This is a genomic window from Emcibacter nanhaiensis, from assembly GCF_006385175.1.
GTDB classification, from domain to species: domain Bacteria; phylum Pseudomonadota; class Alphaproteobacteria; order Sphingomonadales; family Emcibacteraceae; genus Emcibacter; species Emcibacter nanhaiensis.
Genome location: NZ_VFIY01000005.1, coordinates 732,640 through 752,443 on the forward strand (window position 1 = coordinate 732,640; position 19,804 = coordinate 752,443).

Annotated in this window: 15 protein-coding genes and 1 tRNA gene; 10 read left to right on the forward strand and 6 right to left on the reverse strand. The window is 55.2% G+C overall.

Going from position 1 to position 19,804, the window contains the following annotated elements; translation table 11 throughout:
* Positions 1 to 7 precede the first annotated feature (7 nt).
* The 5 genes from fliF to FIV46_RS07445 all read right to left on the reverse strand — a co-directional run bounded on the left by fliF (position 8) and on the right by FIV46_RS07445 (position 6,650).
* Positions 8 to 1,741, reverse strand: coding sequence for a flagellar basal-body MS-ring/collar protein FliF (fliF, locus tag FIV46_RS07425; protein ID WP_181163098.1), 1,734 nt, complete (start codon positions 1,739 to 1,741; stop codon positions 8 to 10).
* 322 nt (positions 1,742 to 2,063) lie between these two features.
* Positions 2,064 to 2,363 carry a CtrA inhibitor SciP gene (sciP, locus tag FIV46_RS07430; protein ID WP_139939976.1) on the reverse strand — a complete coding sequence of 100 codons (300 nt, stop codon included), beginning with the start codon at positions 2,361 to 2,363 and terminating at the stop codon, positions 2,064 to 2,066.
* A 183-nt stretch (positions 2,364 to 2,546) separates the two neighbouring features.
* Positions 2,547 to 3,905 (reverse strand): flagellar hook protein FlgE, encoded by a 1,359-nt coding sequence (locus FIV46_RS07435; RefSeq protein ID WP_139939978.1) that lies wholly within the window; start codon positions 3,903 to 3,905, stop codon positions 2,547 to 2,549.
* 107 nt (positions 3,906 to 4,012) lie between these two features.
* Entirely contained in the window at positions 4,013 to 4,729 is a 717-nt protein-coding gene (locus FIV46_RS07440; RefSeq protein WP_139939980.1) for a flagellar hook assembly protein FlgD, read from the reverse strand.
* Between the two features lie 13 nt (positions 4,730 to 4,742).
* On the reverse strand, positions 4,743 to 6,650 hold the full coding sequence (locus FIV46_RS07445; RefSeq protein WP_139939982.1) for a flagellar hook-length control protein FliK: 1,908 nt from the start codon (positions 6,648 to 6,650) through the stop codon (positions 4,743 to 4,745).
* A 482-nt stretch (positions 6,651 to 7,132) separates the two neighbouring features.
* On the opposite strand from FIV46_RS07445, the gene flgK reads away from it, so the two are divergent.
* The 4 genes from flgK to FIV46_RS07465 all read left to right on the forward strand — a co-directional run bounded on the left by flgK (position 7,133) and on the right by FIV46_RS07465 (position 11,665).
* Positions 7,133 to 9,244 carry a flagellar hook-associated protein FlgK gene (gene flgK, locus FIV46_RS07450; protein WP_139939984.1) on the forward strand — a complete coding sequence of 704 codons (2,112 nt, stop codon included), beginning with the start codon at positions 7,133 to 7,135 and terminating at the stop codon, positions 9,242 to 9,244.
* A 31-nt stretch (positions 9,245 to 9,275) separates the two neighbouring features.
* On the forward strand, positions 9,276 to 10,199 hold the full coding sequence (locus tag FIV46_RS07455) for a flagellin (protein ID WP_139939986.1): 924 nt from the start codon (positions 9,276 to 9,278) through the stop codon (positions 10,197 to 10,199).
* Positions 10,200 to 10,280: 81 nt separating this feature from the next.
* Positions 10,281 to 11,492, forward strand: a complete 1,212-nt coding sequence (mnmA, locus tag FIV46_RS07460; RefSeq protein WP_139940078.1) for a tRNA 2-thiouridine(34) synthase MnmA — start codon at positions 10,281 to 10,283, stop codon at positions 11,490 to 11,492.
* Positions 11,493 to 11,588: 96 nt separating this feature from the next.
* A tRNA-Met gene (locus FIV46_RS07465) sits at positions 11,589 to 11,665 on the forward strand.
* A gap of 99 nt (positions 11,666 to 11,764) precedes the next feature.
* On the opposite strand, the gene FIV46_RS07470 is transcribed toward FIV46_RS07465, so the two are convergent.
* The gene (locus FIV46_RS07470) at positions 11,765 to 13,318 is read right to left on the reverse strand and encodes a phytoene desaturase family protein (RefSeq protein WP_139939988.1); all 1,554 of its coding nucleotides are present in this window, start codon (positions 13,316 to 13,318) and stop codon (positions 11,765 to 11,767) included.
* 33 nt (positions 13,319 to 13,351) lie between these two features.
* Here FIV46_RS07470 and FIV46_RS07475 point away from each other — a divergent pair, with 33 nt between their 5' ends.
* From FIV46_RS07475 to FIV46_RS07500, 6 genes are all read left to right on the forward strand, one after another.
* On the forward strand, positions 13,352 to 14,359 hold the full coding sequence (locus FIV46_RS07475) for an alpha/beta hydrolase (RefSeq protein ID WP_181163099.1): 1,008 nt from the start codon (positions 13,352 to 13,354) through the stop codon (positions 14,357 to 14,359).
* A 28-nt stretch (positions 14,360 to 14,387) separates the two neighbouring features.
* A complete protein-coding gene (locus FIV46_RS07480; RefSeq protein WP_139939992.1) occupies positions 14,388 to 15,281 on the forward strand; it encodes a TolB-like translocation protein in 894 nt (297 codons plus the stop codon).
* A 116-nt stretch (positions 15,282 to 15,397) separates the two neighbouring features.
* Complete coding sequence (locus FIV46_RS07485) at positions 15,398 to 16,192, forward strand: TolB-like translocation protein (RefSeq protein WP_219845965.1); 795 nt, start codon at positions 15,398 to 15,400, stop codon at positions 16,190 to 16,192.
* Between the two features lie 482 nt (positions 16,193 to 16,674).
* On the forward strand, positions 16,675 to 17,445 hold the full coding sequence (locus FIV46_RS07490; RefSeq protein ID WP_139939996.1) for a TetR/AcrR family transcriptional regulator: 771 nt from the start codon (positions 16,675 to 16,677) through the stop codon (positions 17,443 to 17,445).
* 135 nt (positions 17,446 to 17,580) lie between these two features.
* On the forward strand, positions 17,581 to 18,093 hold the full coding sequence (locus FIV46_RS07495; RefSeq protein WP_139939998.1) for a MaoC family dehydratase: 513 nt from the start codon (positions 17,581 to 17,583) through the stop codon (positions 18,091 to 18,093).
* A 58-nt stretch (positions 18,094 to 18,151) separates the two neighbouring features.
* Positions 18,152 to 19,747, forward strand: a complete 1,596-nt coding sequence (locus FIV46_RS07500; protein WP_181163100.1) for a class I adenylate-forming enzyme family protein — start codon at positions 18,152 to 18,154, stop codon at positions 19,745 to 19,747.
* Positions 19,748 to 19,804: the final 57 nt, after the last annotated feature.

Here is a 19,804-nt window from a genome sequence, read left to right on the forward strand (position 1 = left end):
ACTGTTTTTATCCATAAAGCCAGTTTCTGACTACAGCGGTTGATTCCTCGGGATATTTCTCCACGAGTTCGCCGACCTTCTTGATCGCAGTGGCTTCGATTTTTCCTTCCACCGCGGCAATATCAATGGCGGACTCGATGCCCTGCTTCTGGGCGACTTCCCGGGCTGTCAGCTTCTTGCCGGTTTCGTCTACCGGAATGACCACGCTTTTGCCTTCGCCAGTCTGGACAACCTTGCCCTCGGGCTGCGGCGGGGCAAGGGCGGCCTGTTCAGGCGCCTGGCCTGGCGGCAGTTGGGCCTGTTCCCCGCCTTCGAGAACATATCTCAGCGGGCCGCCTTCACCTTCAGCCGTGATATATTTAATGAGCGGCCGCAGGCCAAAGAAGGTGACGGCCAGGAAGCCGATAAGCAGGACGCCCAGTTCGATCAGCCAGAGAATATCGCCCTTGCCGAAGCTAAACAGGCCTTCCTCGGGCAGGGATTCGCCATAATCCACTTCAGCGAACTGCATGTTGACGATGCTGACATTGTCGCCCCGTTCCTCATCATAGCCGATGGCTGACTTGACCAGATTTTCCAGCTGGGCCAGTTCTTCGGGGCTGCGCGGCTGGTAGATCGCAGGCTCGCCTTCACCCTGTTCGGCATAGGTGCCGTCGACCAGGACGGCGACAGAGATCCGCTTGATGGTGCCGGCTTCGTGAATCTGGGTCCGGATGGTTTTGGAAACCTTATAGTTGACGGTTTCCTCGGTTGTACTGCCGCTGGACTGGTTCTTGATCGCCGGCTCTCCGGCGTTGGCGGCATCCTGGTCAGGCAGGTTGTTGGCGACGGAAACTTCTGCCTCATCAGCATTTTCAAGGTCCGTGGATGTAGACTCGCGGGTCTGGGACGACAGGACGACCTGACCGTCGGGGTCATAAATCTCGGAATTACTGGTGATCCGGTTCAGGTCCAGTTCCGCATTGACTTCCGCCCGGACCTTGCCGAGCCCAACGGTTTTCTCAAGCAGTTCCTCGATCTGCCGGCGCAGGCGACTTTCCGTAGAGACTTTCTTTTCTTCCAGGGAGGAGGCCAATACCGAGGCGGCATCCTCGGAATTGCCGCGCGCCAGCAGGGACCCTTTCTGGTCGACAATGGAAATCCTTTCAGGGCTCAGATCCGGCACGGCGGCAGCAACCAGATTCTGGACGGCGGCCACCTGAGTGCGGGACAGTCGGTCGCTTCCGGTTTTGATAAAAATGGAAGCTGTTGCCTCGCGGCTTTCATTGCTGAACAGGCGCCGCTCCGGCATCACAAGATGGACCCTGGCGCTGTTGACTTTTTCCATGGACTGGATGGTCCGGGCCAGTTCCCCTTCAAGGGCGCGCAGGTGGTTGATATTCTGTACAAAGCTTGTTGTGCCCAGGCTGTCCTGGCGGTCAAAAATGTCATAGCCCACACTGCCGCCGCTGTTCAGTCCCTGGCCGGCCACCATCATGCGCAGGCGATGAACCTGGTCTTCCGGAACCAGGATGGTGCCGCCGTCGCCGGCAATCTGGTAGGGAATGGCCTGGCTTTCCAGCTGCTGCACTATATTATTGGCGTCGCCCAGGTCCAGGCCGCTGTATAGCAAACCCATGGTCGGGGTGGAAAGGCGCATGGTCAGATATATAAAGAAGCCGATAATAATGGCTGCAACGGTGCCCATTGCAGCAAGGCGGGCAGGGCCGAGAGTTCTGAAAAAGACGGATAAGCTGTTCACGATTGCACTTCCTGCTTGCGAGCCCTAATGAGTTTCAAATTGAGTGTTCTTTTCAATTTCCTGTTTCGATTTGAAACACAGTTTACATATTCTTAAGTAAATAAGAAGTTAATGCTAGGCAAAAATTGCCTAGTTGATTTCCTTTTATATCAGAAGGGTATTATAAAGCGGGGGAAACCGAGGCTTTCCCATTTATTGTATGACCAAAAAAAAATACCACAATATGTGGTATTTTTTGTCGGTAATCGCGGAAGATATGTTTCTAAATAAAATTAACCATGAGAATCGCTTCTCATGGTTAATTTCCGAAATATTCGATCGGTTAACTGTTAGCGGCGGACGAATTGTTTGAGCGATAATCTTGTACCCGAGTTACCCTTAAGCCCATGAGTCCGTCGTTATCAATAGCTCTCTGCCAGGAAAGAAATTCTTCCACGGACAGAGTATATTTTTTACAGGCTTCCTCAAGAGACAGCAGTCCGCCTCTGACAGCGGCTACCACTTCCGCCTTCCGTCGAACAACCCAACGTTTGGTGTTGGAAGGAGGAAGGTCGTCCAGCGTAAGAGGTTCGCCTGTCGGCCCCATAATGGATGCCGGTTGGATCTTATCATTTGTACTCATTATAACACGAATCTCCGGTAACGTTTATTCACAGTCCGGAGGATACGCAAAGCTCTTTAAAAAATGCCTAATGAATTCGGTTAATTTGGGAAAAATATTAGATAAATTTTTACGGAGTTGTCGGCGGAAAACCTAAAAAAAGCCGCCCTGTTGTGGGGGCGGCTTTTTCTAACTATATGATTTTTAACGTTTAATATTGTTCAATTCGCTCAGCATCTCGTCAGCTGTCGTGATGATCTTGGTGCTGGCCGAGAAGGCGCGCTGGGTCGTAATCAGCTCGGTGAACTCCTTCGACAGATCTACCGTAGAGGCTTCCAGAGTGGACGGGGCCACGAAACCGGCGCCACCGGTACCGGCGATCTGCAGGGCAAATTCACCGGACTGGTCGGAAACCGTGTAGCTGTTGCCCTGGCGTCTGGTCAGACCATCCGGGTTCTGGAATACGGCCACCGGCAACTGGGCGACTTCACGGGTCAGGCCGTTGTCGAACAGGGCGGTGACCACGCCGTCTTCACCGATTGACACGCCGGTTACGTTGCCGAACACGGCGCCGTCAACGGAAGATGAAATCAGGGTGGACAGGCTGTCAAACTGGGTGAAGCCGTCGCCGGTGCCATCGGTTCCGAAATCGAATGTCAGGGTGCTGGGGTCCGCCAGGGCGCCGTTGGAGCCACTGGTTGTCCAGGTTACGCCGACCGGGTTCAGAAGAGCCGCACTGGTATTGCTCAGATCGATGGTACCGTCACTGTTGAAAGCCAGGGTACCGGTTGCGATCTGGCCGTTATGCAGGGGCGCTACAGTGGAGACTTCAGCCGCCGGGTCGACGAACAATTCCACATGCCATTCGTTGGCGGTAGAGCTCTTCAGCGCTGCGATGGTAACCGTGTGGGCCGTTCCCAGGGAGTCATAAACTGTCACGTCGCGCTGGAAGTCCGACGTCACTGAACCGTCGGCCATGGAGAAGCCGGCCAGTCCTGTATAGGTAGCTTCCTGAGCGCTGATCGGCTGGGTGGACTGCAGGTTCGCCCTCAGGGTAACGGAAGTTGAGGCTTCCGCCGTACCGGTCAGCCCGGACACGTTAATGGGTTGCAGGGCGCTGATTTCCCTGTTCTGGGTAATCGTACCGTCAGAGGCGATCGGGAAGCCCATCAGATAAAGGCCGGCGGTGTTTTTCAGATAGCCTTCCTCATCGGGGGTGAATGATCCGGCCCGGGTAAAGCTGATGGAGCTGCTTTCCGTTACTGCAGAGGGCGTTTCGCCGACCACGAAGAAGCCGGCGCCGTCGATACTCAGGTCCGTGGCGGATGCGGAAGACTGCAGCAGGCCCTGGCGGCTGATCAGGCTCTGGGGGATGGATTGCACACCGCCGGGGGAATAGGATGTGGTGGAACGGGATTCCGTCACCAAGGTTGTGAAACTGGCCCGGGTTTCCTTGTATCCGATCGTGTTCACATTCACGATGTTGTCGGAAATCATGCCCAGCGCGCTGCTATAGGCGCTCAGGCCGGAAACTCCGGAATAGAGTGAAGCGTAAAGACTCATGCCATTACTCCTGTTTATGGGCTGCCGGGGGCAGCGGGTTAATCTTTTCGAGTGATGCGTTTCACGCGTTCCATCCTGATGTCTTCTTCACCAGAGTTTGTTTTTGGTTATTCTGTTGTTGTGTCAGAGGAGGAGGTATCCTCCGTTGTCTGAGTGTTAGTGCCGCTGTCAGCGACCTCGACCTGCTTTACAGCAAGGACATTTTCCGGTGCCAGGATGATGCCATTGGCGGCGAGGTAGGGCAGGCCGCCAATGTTCTCAATACTGGTCACTTTGCCGACCGAGTAGATATTGGTCGCAATGCCCGTTTCCCCTGTGGTGGCCGAAACGGTCAGGGTGTAAATTCCCTCGGTTGTTCCCTCCGGAACGTCCCAGGAAAACTCATGAAGGCCGGGGTCAGTTTCGCCGTATCCTTCGTAGACCACGTCGCCGGTTTCATCATCGGTAACGGTGATCTTGGTGGTGTCTGCCGTGCTGTCCACGGTATATTCCCATTTCACCTTGCCGTCATAAACGCCGGCTTTGGGAGTCTCGACGGTGATTTCCTTGCCCAGATAGGAGACCGCGTCGCTGGCGCTCTGGCTGTTCATCTGGCTGATCAGGGTTTCCAGGTTTTTGTTGGCGGCAATCTGTTGTTCCACGCCGGTAAAGGAAACAAGTTGCTGGGTGAACTCGTTGGAGTCCAGCGGGTCCAGCGGATCCTGATACTGCAGCTGGGTTGTCAGCAGGGCCAGAAAGTCATCAAAGTCCGAAGCCAGTTTCTGGTCTGCTGACTGGGCTGCCGATGTTGTTGATGCCGATGTGGCAGAAGTTACTTCTGACATTTATTCATCCTTGTTAAACACTGATATCCAGGCCGCTGTTACTGACGTTGACGGCAATAATTTCTGCCGGTGCCAGGTCATCTTCAGCCTGTATGTCGTCACCGCTGGCAAATCCACTGTCCGGATTGCCAAAGCCGTTACCATTGCCGGCCTGCTGCCGGAGATTGAAGTTCAGGTTCCCCTGATCCATGTTAAATCCTGCATTCCCGAGCATCCTGCTCAGGGTATGCTGGTCCCGTTGCAGCAGATGCAGGGTTTTTTCATTGTCAACCGTCAGGGTCGTCATCATCTTGCCGTCGGCGGCGAAATCCATTTTGACATCAACCTGACCAAGCTCGGCGGGGTGCAGCTGTACCCGGAAGGTGCTTTTGCCGTTGGCCATATGGCGGCTGACCGCGGCCAGGATCTGATCGGCTGCCGCCTGAGCAGAGGCGAGACCGTTTTGCAGGATGGTGCCGCTGTGCTGCAGGCCGGTAGAGGCTGCTTCCTGAACAACAAGATTATGGGCGCCAACGACAAGCTGCTGTCCCATGTTGAGATTATGTGTGGCCGCTGCTGTCTTGCTGGCAAGGCTGTCGAGCGGCGTCTTCTGCAGGAGGGCAAACTGCTCCCCGGCGGGTTTGGCGGCCGTGGGTTCTGTTTGTCCGCTGCTGCCGGCCGCATCTCCTGAAGCGGCTTTTGCAACACCGTCCCTGTTATCGGCTGCTGCGGCCGCCAGGTTTTTGTTTTCGCGATTATCCTGTGGCTGGCCGTTGCTATTCTGTTGCCTGTTGCCACTGCGGCTGCTGTCGACCGGTACAGTTTCATCACCGGTGGGCGCGCCGGTCCTGCTGTCCGCCTCGGCACGACTTGCCACTTGTTTTTCCGCGGGGGCTTGAGTGGCGGCGACGGCGACATCGGAAAGGTCTTCCTCATTATCATCGCTTTCGGATGGTTTCGAAGAAGTATCTTTTTTGGCTTCAGCATGGGATGCCGGGGTAAGCGGCGCCGCGGGCTCATCGTTGGAAGCATCTGCGACCTCTACAGGGGGTTCGGCAGGGCTTTCCTTGTCACTGTCTTTGGTGTCGGCAACTTGTTTCCCAGGCCCAGATTTCTCTTCAGACGCGCGACCGGTGCCTCTTTCTTCTTTATCGGCAATAACCGTATCGGTATCATCAACAGCCGCTTTAGGTGATACTTCGGCCTGTTGTTTTGCCGGGGCGGGGTCCGTTTCGGGCTCAGTGGTTCCCTGAGCAGCCTGTTCCGCGGGAGCTTCGGCATTTTTCTGGGGCGCTTTCTCGTCGGACGCGGCAGCGGCCTGTACCTGTTTACCTTCCGCGCTGTTTTCCTGACCGGATGCGGCACCGTCGGAGACGGCAACCTGTTTGCCGTCCTCTGCAGTTGTCTGGGCCTCAGGCGCGGCATCAGCCTTTAGCCCAGCGCCGGGCTGCCCGGCCGCTTCCGGCGGCGCGTCGTCCGCCACACCATCAACCGCAGCGTCCGGCAGTTCTTCCGGTGAGGCGGTCGGTGTCTGGTCCGGGCTGGCAATGCCGGGCGATGTTTTGGATTTGCCGGTTTCTTTATTAAAGAGGGCAACTTCTTCCGCCTGGTCGGCTTTTGCTGCGGGATTTTCAGCAGCCTGTTCCTTCGGTGCCTCGGCAGATGCGTTTTCTGTTGGGGCGGTTTTGCCTTCAGCCGTCTTTTTTGCGGGGGCGGTTGTTTGTTCCGCTGTCTCGGAGGCACCGTCGTTCCGGGCCTCCGGCGCGGCCTTGGTCTCTTTTTTAGACGGGGCTGCGGCTTTGGCGTTTTCTTCAGACACATACTGACCAAACAGACCTTTGGTCTCCTGGTCAGCGCCAGAGGCATGGGAACCGCCACCTGAGCGGGAGGTGGTGGCGCCGGCGGCCTGCAGGGCATTATATATGTCTGTACCAGATGTCATTTTTTACCTGTCAAAATTGTCCACCCGGTTACTAAGCAAGAAGCGGGCCAAGTTTTTCAAAAAAATAACCCATTGAAAAATAAGAGTTAAATATTTTCCCGTTCTTCCGGGCAGGTGATGCCGGGGCAAAAGATTCCGTCAAGGGGACAGATTTTTCCTCCTGCATGTTTCTTGAGGGGGATTTTCTTGCAGGAGCCCCGCCGTTCCCCCGGAATTCATCGCAGTCCGGGGGCGGTTTCACAAACTGGCCCCATCTTTGCATATAGACAGGGTGAGATGAAAAAGATCCGGACTAACAGAGCAGATGCTCTTTTCGGTGACTTTATATTAAATGTATTAGTTTCAAAGGGTTGTTGGAATTTTCATGGAAATGAAAAGACGTTACAGGAAAAGTGACCAGGCCGGGCAGGAGGCAAAAAACTCCTCTCGGGGGAAAGCTTTTCCCACTGATTGTGACAATCCAGGCGAACCGGAGGTGCTGAATGTCGATAAATAATATCATCAGTACAGCCTTGACGGGACTGTATGTAAACCAGTCCGCCCTGTCGGTGACATCCAACAATGTGGCGAACGTGAATACGCCCGGCTATTCGCGCCAGGTGGTCCAGCAGGAAGCCTTTGTTACCGGGACGCAGTCCGGCGGCGTCAAAATTTCCGGCATTGAAAGGGTGATTGATCAGTTCCTGGTGGCGGCGACCTATGATGCCTCCTCGCAATATGGCCGGTATGAGGTTGAAAATGCTTTTCATGACCGGATACAGGCGTTTCTCGGACGTCCCGATGAGAATGCCTCCCTGCCCGGGGAACTGGATGCGATTTTTGCCTCCCTGTCTGACCTGGCGCTGAACCCGCTTTCCACCGTGCTCAAGGAAAATACCCTGACGGCCATTGACCAGTTGGGGACCGACCTCGGCACACTGGCCAGCAATGTTCAGCAATTGCGGCAGGATGCCAGCGAGCAGATTTCACAGGCTGTTGCCGAGATTAACTCCCTGCTGGAGCGCATTGACAGCCTCAATCCCCTGATTATCCGGGAAACGGTGACCGGCGGAAATGCCGGCTCGCTGCTTGAGCAGCGGGCCCAGGCTCTGTCCGACCTTTCCGAACTGGTTGACATCAGTATTCGCGATACCGGTGACGGCGGCATCGCGGTCACCACCTCGACCGGGGTCAGCCTGGTGGGCCAGACCGGCTTCCGGCTTGTGTATGAGGCGCCGGGGACGGTCACCTCTTCCACTCCCTTTTCAGCGATTACTGTGCACAAGGTGGATCGCACCACAGGCGCTCTGTCTGCAAGCGGAGTAGAGCTTGATGGTGATGTTCATGGAGGCAAGCTCAAGGGATTGCTTACGCTCCGGGACAAGGAACTGCCGGAAATTGCCGAACAGCTTGGCAATCTCGGGGCGGAGTTTGTGGACGAGATTAACCGCATTCACAATGAAAGCTCAGCGGTCCCGGCGCCGGATGTCCTGACCGGTAATAATGTCGGCCTGATCGGCACAGATCCGCACGGCTTCACCGGCGAGGCGATTTTCGCCATCACCGACGCCAACGGAGACCTGGTCAACAGCGTCACTATCGATTTCGGGGCCATCGGCGGCACCATCAATGATGTCATTGCCGCGGTAAATGCCGGTCTCGGCGGGGATGCGACCCTGGCCCTGACCAATGGCGTGATGAGCTTCACTTCCAACGTGGCCGGACAGGGGGTCTCCATCTCCCAGCTTGACGGTAATCCCAGCGATCGTGCCGGGCGCGGGTTCTCCCACTTTTTCGGCCTGAACGATCTGGTGGAAACCAGCGTTCCGGCTCATTACGAGACCGGGGTCAGCGGCGCTGATAACCATGAATTTGCCGCCGGCGGCACCGTGCATCTGCAGTTGAACGACGAGGACGGTCTGATGCTCGAGGAATATACCTTGACCATTGGCGGCGCCTCATTCAATGATCTTTTGGCCGACCTGAATGCCAGCCCGCTGTCGACCTATGTAACTTTCTCCCTGTCTGCCAACGGCGAACTGCAGATGACTGAAAATGCGGCGGGACGCGATCTTTCCGTGCATGTCAAAAGCGACAGCACCGCCCGGGGTACCACCGGTGTGCCGATCTCAACTTTCTTCGGCATCGGCGATGAATTTGTCGCAGATGCTGCGCTCGGCCTGCAGGTCAGAAGCCATATTTCCGAGAATGCGTCCCTCTTTTCAACGGCGCGCCTGGACCAGACGGCTCTGGTCGGCGACAACGCCCTGAGCATCGGTGACCAGGACGGGGTCCAGGCGCTTCTGGCGCTCGAGGATACAATTTTCAGTTTCCGCCAGGCCGGCGGGCTGAGTTCCATGGATGTCAGCCTGTCCCAATATGCCACCTCCATTCTGTCCGACCTTGGCCTGCGGGCCGACATGGCGGAAGGGTTTGCCACAGACAATGAAGCCCTGACCACCCAGTTGAAGCAGAAATCCATGGATATTTCCGGGGTAAACCTGGATGAGGAATTGGCCAACATGATTATTTACCAGAATGCCTACAGCGCTGCGGCGCGGGTACTGCAGTCCGCGCAGGAGGTCTATGACTCTCTGCTGGCCGCGTTCCTGTAGGTTTCCGGATGATTGAGAGCAGGAAAAGACAATGACACGTGTATCCAGTTTTGGTCATCAGCAAGTGATGCTTTCCGGGTTGTTGAACAACCAGGAAAAAGTCTTCACCGGCCAGCTGACCATCAACACCGGCAAGAAAGAGCTCGAATACAAAGGATTCGCCACCGAGCTGAACACCCTGCTCGGGGCGAAAAATGCCTTGACCCGGACCCAGAGCTTCATCGGCTCGGCGGAATATGTGCAGCGCCAGCTCGATACCAACGATGTCCAGTTGAACGCCCTGGTAGATAATGCCAACAATGTCCGCGAGGCGGTGTTGAACGCCATCGCCATGGACGAGACTTTCGCCCTTGGGGAAACCTTGCGCGAAGCTTTCTCCTCCATGGTCAGCGCGCTCAATACCAATATCGGCGGGGTGCATATTTTCAGCGGCGCCCGTACCGATGTGCCGCCGGTGAACAGCTCTGATCTGGCGGACCTGGTGGCGGCGGCCTCCGCCGCTGACATGTTTGAAAATGACAGCCGCATTCCTACCGCCAAGATCGGCCAGAATACCGACGTCCAGTATGGCATTCTGGCGGAGGATGTGGCCGGCGATATTTTCGCCGCGCTCAAGAATCTTGCCGATTTTGATGCCGGCGGCTTCGGCCCGATCGACGGGCCGCTGACGACGGTACAAAGGACATTCCTGGAAGGTGAACTTTCCACGTTGGATAACGCCATCGATACGCTGCAGCTGTTTGTGGCCCGCAACGGCAACCGTCAGGCCTCAGTCGAGGAAATGATTAGCCAGCATGCGGATGAAGAAGCTTTCCTGGAGACCTTTATCTCCGATATCGAGGATGCGGACCTGGCCGAGGCCATTACCAACCTGGAAAATGACCAGGTGGCGTTGCAGGCCTCCTATGAGATTACCTCGCAGCTGTCCCAGCTCAGCCTGCTGAACTTCATCTGATTGGGGCGGTGAAGGGCCAAAACCGGCTCTTTTACGCGCTTTCCCCTTGAAGTCGGGCAGGGGATGCTATATCTGCCCCTTATGAACACTGTGTCAGACACATATCTGCCCGGGGCGGCAAGCCTCGCCGACGCGCCCGTCAATTCCCAAGTGAATTCCCCCGTGAATTCTTTGGGCGTGGCCAAACCCGTGTCCGAGACCCGGGTGGTGGTGGCCATGTCCGGCGGCGTCGACAGCTCCGTGGTTGCCGCGCTCCTCAAAGAGGAGGGCTATGATGTGATCGGCATTACCCTGCAGCTTTATGATCACGGGGTGGCGGTGCAGAAAAAAGGCGCCTGCTGCGCCGGCCAGGACATCCATGATGCGCGCCGGGTCGCCGAAGCGATCGACATTCCCCATTATGTGCTGGATTACGAGAGCCGCTTCAAGGACAGCGTGATGGAGGAGTTTGCCGACAGCTATATCCGCGGCGAAACCCCGATCCCCTGCGTGCGCTGTAACCAGGAAGTGAAATTCAAGGATTTGCTGGATACGGCCCGGGACCTGGGCGCCGACGTGATGGCCACCGGCCATTATGTGCGACAAAGAGTCGAGGACGGCCGGGTAACGCTGGAACGGGCGGTGGACCGGAACCGCGACCAGAGCTATTTCCTGTTCGCCACCACCCAGGAGCAGCTGGATTTCATCCGCTTTCCCCTGGGCGGTATGGAAAAGGACGAGGTCAGGAAACTGGCGGCGAAATACGGCCTCGAAGTCGCGGCCAAGCCGGACAGCCAGGATATCTGTTTCGTGCCCGACGGCAGTTACGTCAGCGTCATTGAACGGCTGCGTCCCGGGGCCAGTGAGCCGGGCGAGATTGTCGATCTCGACGGCCGGGTGCTGGGTGAACACAAGGGCATCATTCATTATACCATCGGCCAGCGCCGCGGCATCGGCATCGGCGGCGGCGACCCGCTCTATGTGATCAAGCTCGATCCGGACAACGCCCGGGTCATTGTCGGGCCGAAGGAGGCGCTGGAAATCACCCGGCTCGAGCTCCGGGAAGTGAACTGGATCGGCGGCCGCGAGATCCCGGAAGAAGGCATCGAGGTCATGGCCAAGGTGCGCTCGACCCGCCCGCCGGTCAAAGCCCGGTTGTACCCGGTCCGGGACGGCGTCGCCCGCATCGACCTGCTGGTGCCGGAAAAGGGCGTGTCCGCCGGCCAGGCCTGCGTCTTTTATGACGGGGAGCGGGTGCTCGGCGGCGGCTGGATCAGGCGCGCGCTCGCCGACTGGGAACAGGATGCGGCCTGAGGCTCCTGTCGGGGCCAAAAAATGCCGATTTCGGGTAAAAAGATAATTGACTATAGGGCGGGCAGGTTATATACCCCTGCAAGTCCATTCGACCGGGGCGGAGTAGCTCAGCTGGTTAGAGCAGCGGAATCATAATCCGCGTGTCGGGGGTTCAAGTCCCTCCTCCGCTACCAAATTCCTGAAAAGTTTATTTTATTCCTTGCCAGGCTGGCCTGATGTTTCAGAGTGCCAGGGCGATCGCTTGCGTCTTTGGGGCAGGACCTTCCCGAATTTTATCGAAGTTTCTGGAAAACACGCGGATCGACAGCGGCGGCACCGAACAGGCCGCCGGCGAGGGCGCCGGCGATTCCGGGAGTAAATACGTCCTGACCGGCGAGATAGAGGCCGGGCACGGGCGTGTGGGCATCGAAGGCGTTTGACAACATGCGGCGCGGGCTTGTCTCGATGCCGTAAAAGCCGCCCTTCTCGTGGCCGGTAAACGCGGCGGTCGCGAGTGGCGTGCCGAGTTCGTGATAGGTAATCAGCGGGGCCAGGTCCGGGAATTTCTCAGTATAGAAGGCCAGCATCCTGGCCTCGATCTTCTCTTTGAACGCCTTCCAGTCCGCCGGGCGCGCCGCTGCTCCGCCGTCGGCAAATTCGGCGACCACCGACCAGTCGGTAAAGACCATCATTTCACCGCAGTACCGGTTTTCGGGGCCCGGGTCATGCGCCGGATCCTTCAGGGATTGGAAGGAGGTGAACATCATCTTGATCGGGTCATCATCGGCAGTGGACCAGACGCCGTCATTGGGGTCCCAGGATTCGTGGAACCAGTGATTGGCGCGCGTGGCGCCATGTTTGGCGATATCTCCCTCGAAGCCCAGATAAACCTCGAAATGGCAGACCGACGGCTTGAAACTTTCGATCTCGTGGGTCCAGTCCAGGGGACGGAGGTCTTCGGGCAGAAGCCGGTTTATCGTCTCGCCGACGCCGATAGCCGAGACGATTGCGGGGGCCCTGAATTCCTCCCCCGCACTTGTTCGTACGCCAACCGCCTTGCCGTCTTCGATCAGGATTTCGTTGACCGGGGTTGCCGCCCGGGCGCTGCCGCCGGCGTCTTCGATGACCGGAACCAGTGCCCTGGCGATGGAGCTGGCGCCGCCGACCGGATAGCCTGCGCCGTCGAGATAATGGCCGATGACGGTGGCGTGAACGGCGAAACTGGCCTCTTTCGGTCTTCCCCCGAAGGTGCCCCACTGGGCCGTGAGCACCGCAGCGAGTTTCGGGTCGGTGACGATCTCGCCGATGACCTCGGCGGTCGTCCGGCTGCACCAGCGCTCGATTCTGCGCTTGTTCCACCAGAGATGCATGGTGCGGAGCGGCTCGGGCATTGACCGCTCGCCGCCGACCATATGGGCCGCTTCTTCCGCCGACAGCAAGGCTTCGAAATAGGCGTCGATTTCGGCGGAACTGTCCGGAAACCAGTCCTTGAGTTCCATCTTGTAGGCTTCGGTCGGGCGCGCTACCGAAATTTCAAATCCCTCAGGGAAATGCAGTGTGTCATAGACGGTGCCGACAGAGTGAAACTCGATTGCGCCGCCGCTCAGCCAGTCCAGGATTCTACCGCCAAACTGATCATGTCTGAACATGCCGCAATAATGCAGCCCGACATCCCAGGAAAAGCCGTCGCGGGAAAAGGAATGGGTCAGGCCGCCAATCATCGGTGCCTGCTCAAGAAGCAGAACTTTGTGTTTGAAGCGGGACAGCGCGGCGGCAGTTGTCATGCCGCCCATGCCCGACCCGATTACAATGGCGTCGAATTCGCCTGCTGGGGATACGGTAGCCATGGCATAACTATATCAATTGCGGCTGTCATGACAATGACTCACATCAAGCCGGGGGCAGGCGAGCTTTGTCTTTCAAACAGAACAGTTCATCGTAATTCCTTTGTAATATGGGGTGAGATTGGGCACTGTGAGCAGACAAGCATGCTAAAAATGCGGGGATATAATATGAAGGTCTTGATTAAGTTTGTTTCCACAGCTTTGGTTTTGCTTGTGGGGAATGTACAGTCTGTCGCCGGGACTGTCGGGCAACAGGTCGTCCAAGAGGCCGGCGCGCAAAAATCATACGCAATGCCCAGAACACAGGTAGTGCCTGTCCCGGATACAAAGGCGGACAGACAGTATGAGTTGTACGTAAAGTTGCCAGAGGACTACCAGAAAAATACCGACCTGAAATATCCGGTGATTTATACCACAGACGCCATCTGGCACATGGATATGTTGTCCGGCGCCACGGACTATCTGATGCCAGATGTTATTTTGGTTGGCATATCCTGGCAAAAGGACCTGGACGGTGAAGTGGCGTATGCCAGCAGATTCCGGGACTATTCGCTAGAGAAAGTCGCAGGATCAAAGACCCCGAGAGGCGAAGCCGCAAATCACCTGTCGTTCATTCGTGACGATGTTATCAAATATGTGGAAGACAATTATCGCGCGGACCCCGGGGAACGGACCTATTTCGGCTATTCTCTGGGCGGCGTATTTGGCGCCTACGTTTTGTTGGCAGAGCCGGAGACCTTCAAGCATTATATTCTCGGCAGCCCTGCCCTTGGCCCGCGCAGTGCCAAATATCTTGATGCGCTTGAAGGTAAAATGGCGCCCCGGCAAAAGGAATTTAACGCAAATGTTTTTCTGTCCATCGGCGAACTGGAAAAATCCCAGATGGAGGTGACGAAAGACCTTGTGTCGGTGCTCCAGCGCAGAAGCCAGGCCGGTCTCACGCTAACCGGGCTGGAGGTCATGGAAGATTCTGACCACGGCACTGCATTTCCTGTGACTGTAATACGCAGCATAAAATGGTTGTCACAGCAGAGCAGTGAGTAATTTCCTGCGCATGAAGAAAGGTAGTTTAATGAAGCGTTTTTCCGCGACTGTTGCCCTGTTTTTCACATCTTTCATCGTGAGTGGCAATAGTCACGCCCAGGATGAATCTCCGGTGCTCGAAGGGCCCTATCTCGGGCAGGAGCCGCCGGGCCTGACCGCAAAATCCTTTGCCCCCGGCATTGTGAATACAAAAGAATGGGGAGACGCCGGTGGTTTCTCTCAGGATATGAGGGAATTTTATGTTAGCCGGTGGCGGCATTCTCGTGACGTAAAAGAGCCAGAGTCTGTCATTTTCAAAAAAGTGGGGAATGAATGGCACAAGGTAGCGATGCCGGCTGAAGAGCGTAAACTTTTCCAGTCGCCAGACGGTAATACCTTGCATTATGGCGCTAAATATAGGGAGCGCTCGGCAGACGGCTGGTCAGAAATGAAAAGCCTTGGCCCTGCTTTTGAAGAAATTCAAATTATGACCTTGAAGGCGTCGGCCAAAGGTACGCTGGTTCTGGACGAGAGGGGCACCAGGGAAGGCGACAGCATACTTCGCTATTCACGGCTCATTGACGGCAAGCGCGAAGACCCGAAACCATTTCCCAAGGAGATTAATACCGGTAAGTGGAACGCCCATCCGTTCATCGCTCCAGACGAGAGCTACATTATGTGGGACGGCGAAAGAGAGAGCGGATTTGGAAAAAATGACATCTATATCAGTTTCCGCCAGAAAGATGGCTCCTGGGGGGACGCGATTAACCTCGGCGATAAAGTAAACACCGAAGCCGAAGAAGGTGGCCCAAGGGTGACACCTGACGGGAAACATCTGTTCTTCAACAGAATGGTGCCGAAAGCAGGCGGCGACGGGGAACGTCAGTCCGACTTGTTCTGGATTGATGCTCAAATCATCGAGGACCTCAGGCCCACACAATAAACACTAATTTAGTCTCAGAGAGGGGGACATTTATGATTCCTACTTCTATTTCAACAGCTCTGCTGTTTTACGCGATGCTAATGGGCGGTACCAGTTATGCAGGGGATAAAGCGCCAGTGACTGAAGGCCCGTATCTCGGGCAGGAGCCGCCCGGCCTGACGCCTGAGGCCTTTGCGCCCGGCATTGTGTCGACAGAGCATTGGGAATATGGCGGGGCCTTCACGCCCGATCTGAAGGAATTCTACCTTCTCAGGAGCGGCGGCAAATACGAAGCCGCAACGTTTGTTGTTTATCGCAATGAAAATAACCGCTGGCGCGAGACCGTTGTCTCGCCCTGGGCCGGTCAGCCAGTCATCTCTCCCGACGGCAGGACCATGCATCTGGGGCGGCGCTATAAGGAGCGCACCGAAAGCGGCTGGTCGGAGGTGAAAAATCTGAAAGCCCCCTTTAAAGACCTGCTGATCATGCGCCTTTCGGCGTCTGCCAACGGCACCTATTATTTTGATACCTATGATAAAGAGAAACCGGACTTCCCCATTCGCTATTCACGCCTGATCGATGGGAAATATGAAGAGCCAAAAGTATTGGGCAAGGAAATCAATACCGGAACAAACCTCAACCATCCCTTTATTGCGCCTGATGAATCCTATCTGATATGGGATGCGGTCCGGGAAGGCGGGCAGGGTTCTTCAGACCTTTATATCAGTTTCCGCCAGCCGGATGGCTCCTGGGGAGAGGCCGTTAACCTGGGCGACAAGATCAACACCGGTGCCTGGGAAGCGTCTGCGAGCGTGACGCCGGATGGAAAATATCTTTTCTTCAGCAGGAATATGGGTTCGGACAAGTATGAAAATGTCGATATCTTCTGGGTCGATGCCCAGATTATTGAGGAGCTCCGGCCCAAAGATTAAACCTGAGCAGAAATCACTGTCATGGACCGGAGGACAGAGATTGGACTTAGTTCAACAAGGGGCTTCCACGGAGATAGTCTTTCTGAATCATATGAATTTCATTCACTAGCGGGCGGGTGCCATTCTCGGCCATAGCGGCCGTCCACTGGCTGCCGACACTGTGGGGGCAGAGTTTATCATGCTGCCAGGTGTAAAAAGTCCGCATATATGTTGAAGCTGGATCCTGCTCTGCAACCAACAAAAAGCGCCTTTCATTTTGCCCGGTAAGGTGCCTGGAAATCCGGGGGCATTCAATTAGAATAGATGAGTGTTGATCACCCAGTATGAAAAATGATATCAGATTTAATAATAAATTTTGCAGAATGATACGGCCGGGTAGGCTCCAGTTATATTGACACTGAACTTTGGGTCGCGGTGACGACAAATTATAAGTGGAGAAGGCCATATTGACGGTGGTTGTCTTGCTTCGTTGAGGGTGGAATATGGAAGGTTATAGTTTCCTGGAACATAGTTACATTGAATGGCTCACAAGTCGTATCGACAGCGGCTTCTTCAAGAAAAAAGGGGAAAGGTCGAGGGAGCGCCTTAAGCTTGCCGCCGCGCGGAATCTCGAGACCAAAGGGTACCATGAAATGCGCGTTGCCGACATCACGCATGACGCCGGTGTGTCGGACGGGGCGTTTTACGTGTATTTCCAGGATAAGCGGGATGTTACTCTTGCGGTTATGAAGGAGTTTGTCGAACTCCTTGAAAAGTCTTCTGAAAATTCGACAGAGAAAGCTTCCCAGGCCACTTCTGCTGCGCCGTTCGAAATGGTGCGGCGGCAGAATCTCAGATATATCTCGGTGGGGCGGGCAAACGCCGGCCTCATGCGTTGTATCCTGCAGATCACTGACCAGGAGGCAGAGTTTGATCGACTGGTGCAGAAGATGAACCATGATTATTATCTCCGGATCACTAAAAGTGCCCTTAAAAAAAATGAAGGGAAGGGCTGGACCGAAGATACGGTATTGTTCCTGGCCTATTCACTGGGCGCTATGATGGATGAACTGTTCCGGCGGTTGGTTATCCAGCCTGACAAATATCTTTGTGCAATCGTCGCGGAGATTGCCCCGTCCGATGCCGCGTTGGCTGATTTGCTTAGTATAATCTGGATCAGGGTTCTCTATCCTTCCGCTGTCGTCCCGGAAGGGCTGTCGCGTTCCGCAAAAGAGCTTATGTCCGCGATCAGATCATCGGACAACGCAGCCTGAAGGAAACAGGGGCGTGTTGCCTTCATTCATTTTTAAAAAATGAATATGACATCATATTTTATTGACATTGCTCAGTGAGCCGATTACAAAAGTTCCGATTAAGAACATACGATCGTCCTATTATCGGAGTAAAAAATGACCAAGAGTGACAAATCCGCCGGCGACCAGGTCGCTGTAGAAAAATCAATCCTCGGTCCGGCCGGTAAGGATCTTGGTACTTCTGAGTGGATCACGGTAAATCAGGATATGATCACTCGTTTCGGAGACGTCACTCTTGATCCTGATCCGATGCATATGGATGCCGAGTGGGCGAAAGAAAATACTCCATACGGCGATACTATCAGCTATGGTTTCCTTACGCTGTCATTTCTGACACACATGTTTGCCTCTGCGATGAAGGTACCGTCAGCAAGTGAAGGGGCGGGAGAGGGATATTTCCTGAACTATGGCTTTAATCGTCTGAGGTTTGTTGATCCGGTGCCAGTCAATTCCAGGGTTCGCGGGCATTTCAAAGTTGCTAAAAAGGAAGCAGAGGAGCGTTCGGGGTTCAGGTTGGTGCATATGGATGTTGAAATCGAGATCGAGGGAGGGGGGCGGCCGGCAGTTGTGGCAGAGTGGATCGGGGCTTGGGTCAATGATCTCGGTTGAACTGGTAAAGTCAATGACGGCGCTCGGGGTGAATACGGGGAGATAAGCGAGGATGGTAATGCCTGAGTTCGCGTGTATAAGCGACTATGTAACCTGGTATGCCGAAAAAACGCCGTCCGCGGAGGCTTGTGTTTTTAACGGTAGCCGGGTGACTTATGCGCAGCTCGAACTACAGGTTGAAAGACTGGCTTGCGCTTATATTGCGGCCGGTGTCTCAAAGGGGGACCGCGTAGCGGTTCTGGCCACAACATCTCCCGATTTTCTCGTAAGTTTCCTCGCTGTCGCCCGTATCGGCGCAATCTGGGTGGGGCTGAATGCCAAATACAAGCGTGACGAACTCCTGTATGTGGTGAGCGACTGCAAGCCGAAAATATTGCTGGCCCGTACAAGGATCGGGGAGCGGCAGTATGACGAGGATATAAAGCATATTCTGTCAGAGGTTTCAGGTATTGAGAAGGTCGTTTTGCTGGATGATGCCAATGCTTTATCCGGGGCCGTAAGCTATCGTGATTTTTTGCATTCAGGTGAGAATATTCTCCACACGCATGTAAAGGCGCCGTCTTCCGGGGGCGGCGACAAGAAGCCCTGTCTTATAGTCTATACGTCGGGGTCTACCGGAAAGCCAAAGGGGGCGCTGCTTCATCAGCAGGGTATTATTCGTTTCTGCCTGGAACAAAACCGAATCTGGTATGTAAATCCGCATCGCGTTATCAATTTTTTGCCCATCAACCATGTGGGCTGTGTCGTTGATTTGTCTCTGCCTGCTGTACTTGCTGGGGGAACCCAGATCCTGTGTGAGAAATTTGATCCGGTAAAAATGCTGGAGCTGGTTGAGCGGGAGAAGGTCACATTGTGGGCTTCGGTTCCCAGCACCTTCATCATGCAGCTGGGGTTACCTGATTTTGATAAATATGACCTCGCCTCTGTGCAGTTGATCGCCTGGGGTGGGGCAGCCATGCCGGAAGAGACGGTTCGTCGCCTTGTTGAAGTTTGTCCGCGGATGAGCACCAACTATGCAATGACGGAGACTCTTGTCACTACCGTTGTGGAGCCTACTGACAATGTTGAGGCCCTGACAAGAACTGTGGGCCATCCTTTCCCCGGTGTCGAACTTCGTCTTGTTGATGACAGGGGCAATGACGTCGACAAGGGGGAGCCGGGAGAGTTGCTGGTCCGTTCGGTTTACAACATGCTTGGATACTGGAACAGGCCCGAGGCTTCAAAAGAAGCATTTCTTGGCGATGGATGGTTTCGTACAGGGGATGTTCTGGCCGAGAACCGGGATGGAAGTTTTTCTGTGGTTGGTCGTCTGAAGGAAATGTACAAATCCGGCGGGTATAATGTCTATCCCAAGGAAGTCGAGGCAGCGATCGAAACCTGCCCGGGGATTGTCGAGGCTGCTGTTGTATCGGTGCCGGATCCAAAATGGCAGGAAGTCGGTATTGCCTATGTGACCTTGCGGCAAAGTTGTGACTGGAATGAAGAGGGTCTGCGTTCTTTTTGCAGTGAACGGCTGGCCAACTACAAGATGCCCAAAAAATTCTTGTGTCTCCCCGAAATGCCGTTGTTGCCAATCGGCAAGGTGGACAAGGTTGCCCTGAAAAAAATGGCAGTGTTGGAGTATGGAGCCACAAAAGGGGGGGCAGAGAAGTAGGGCTGTGGCGGTTTATTGTTTTTGAAAATAGAGTTGCGAACCGAAGATATCTGCAGA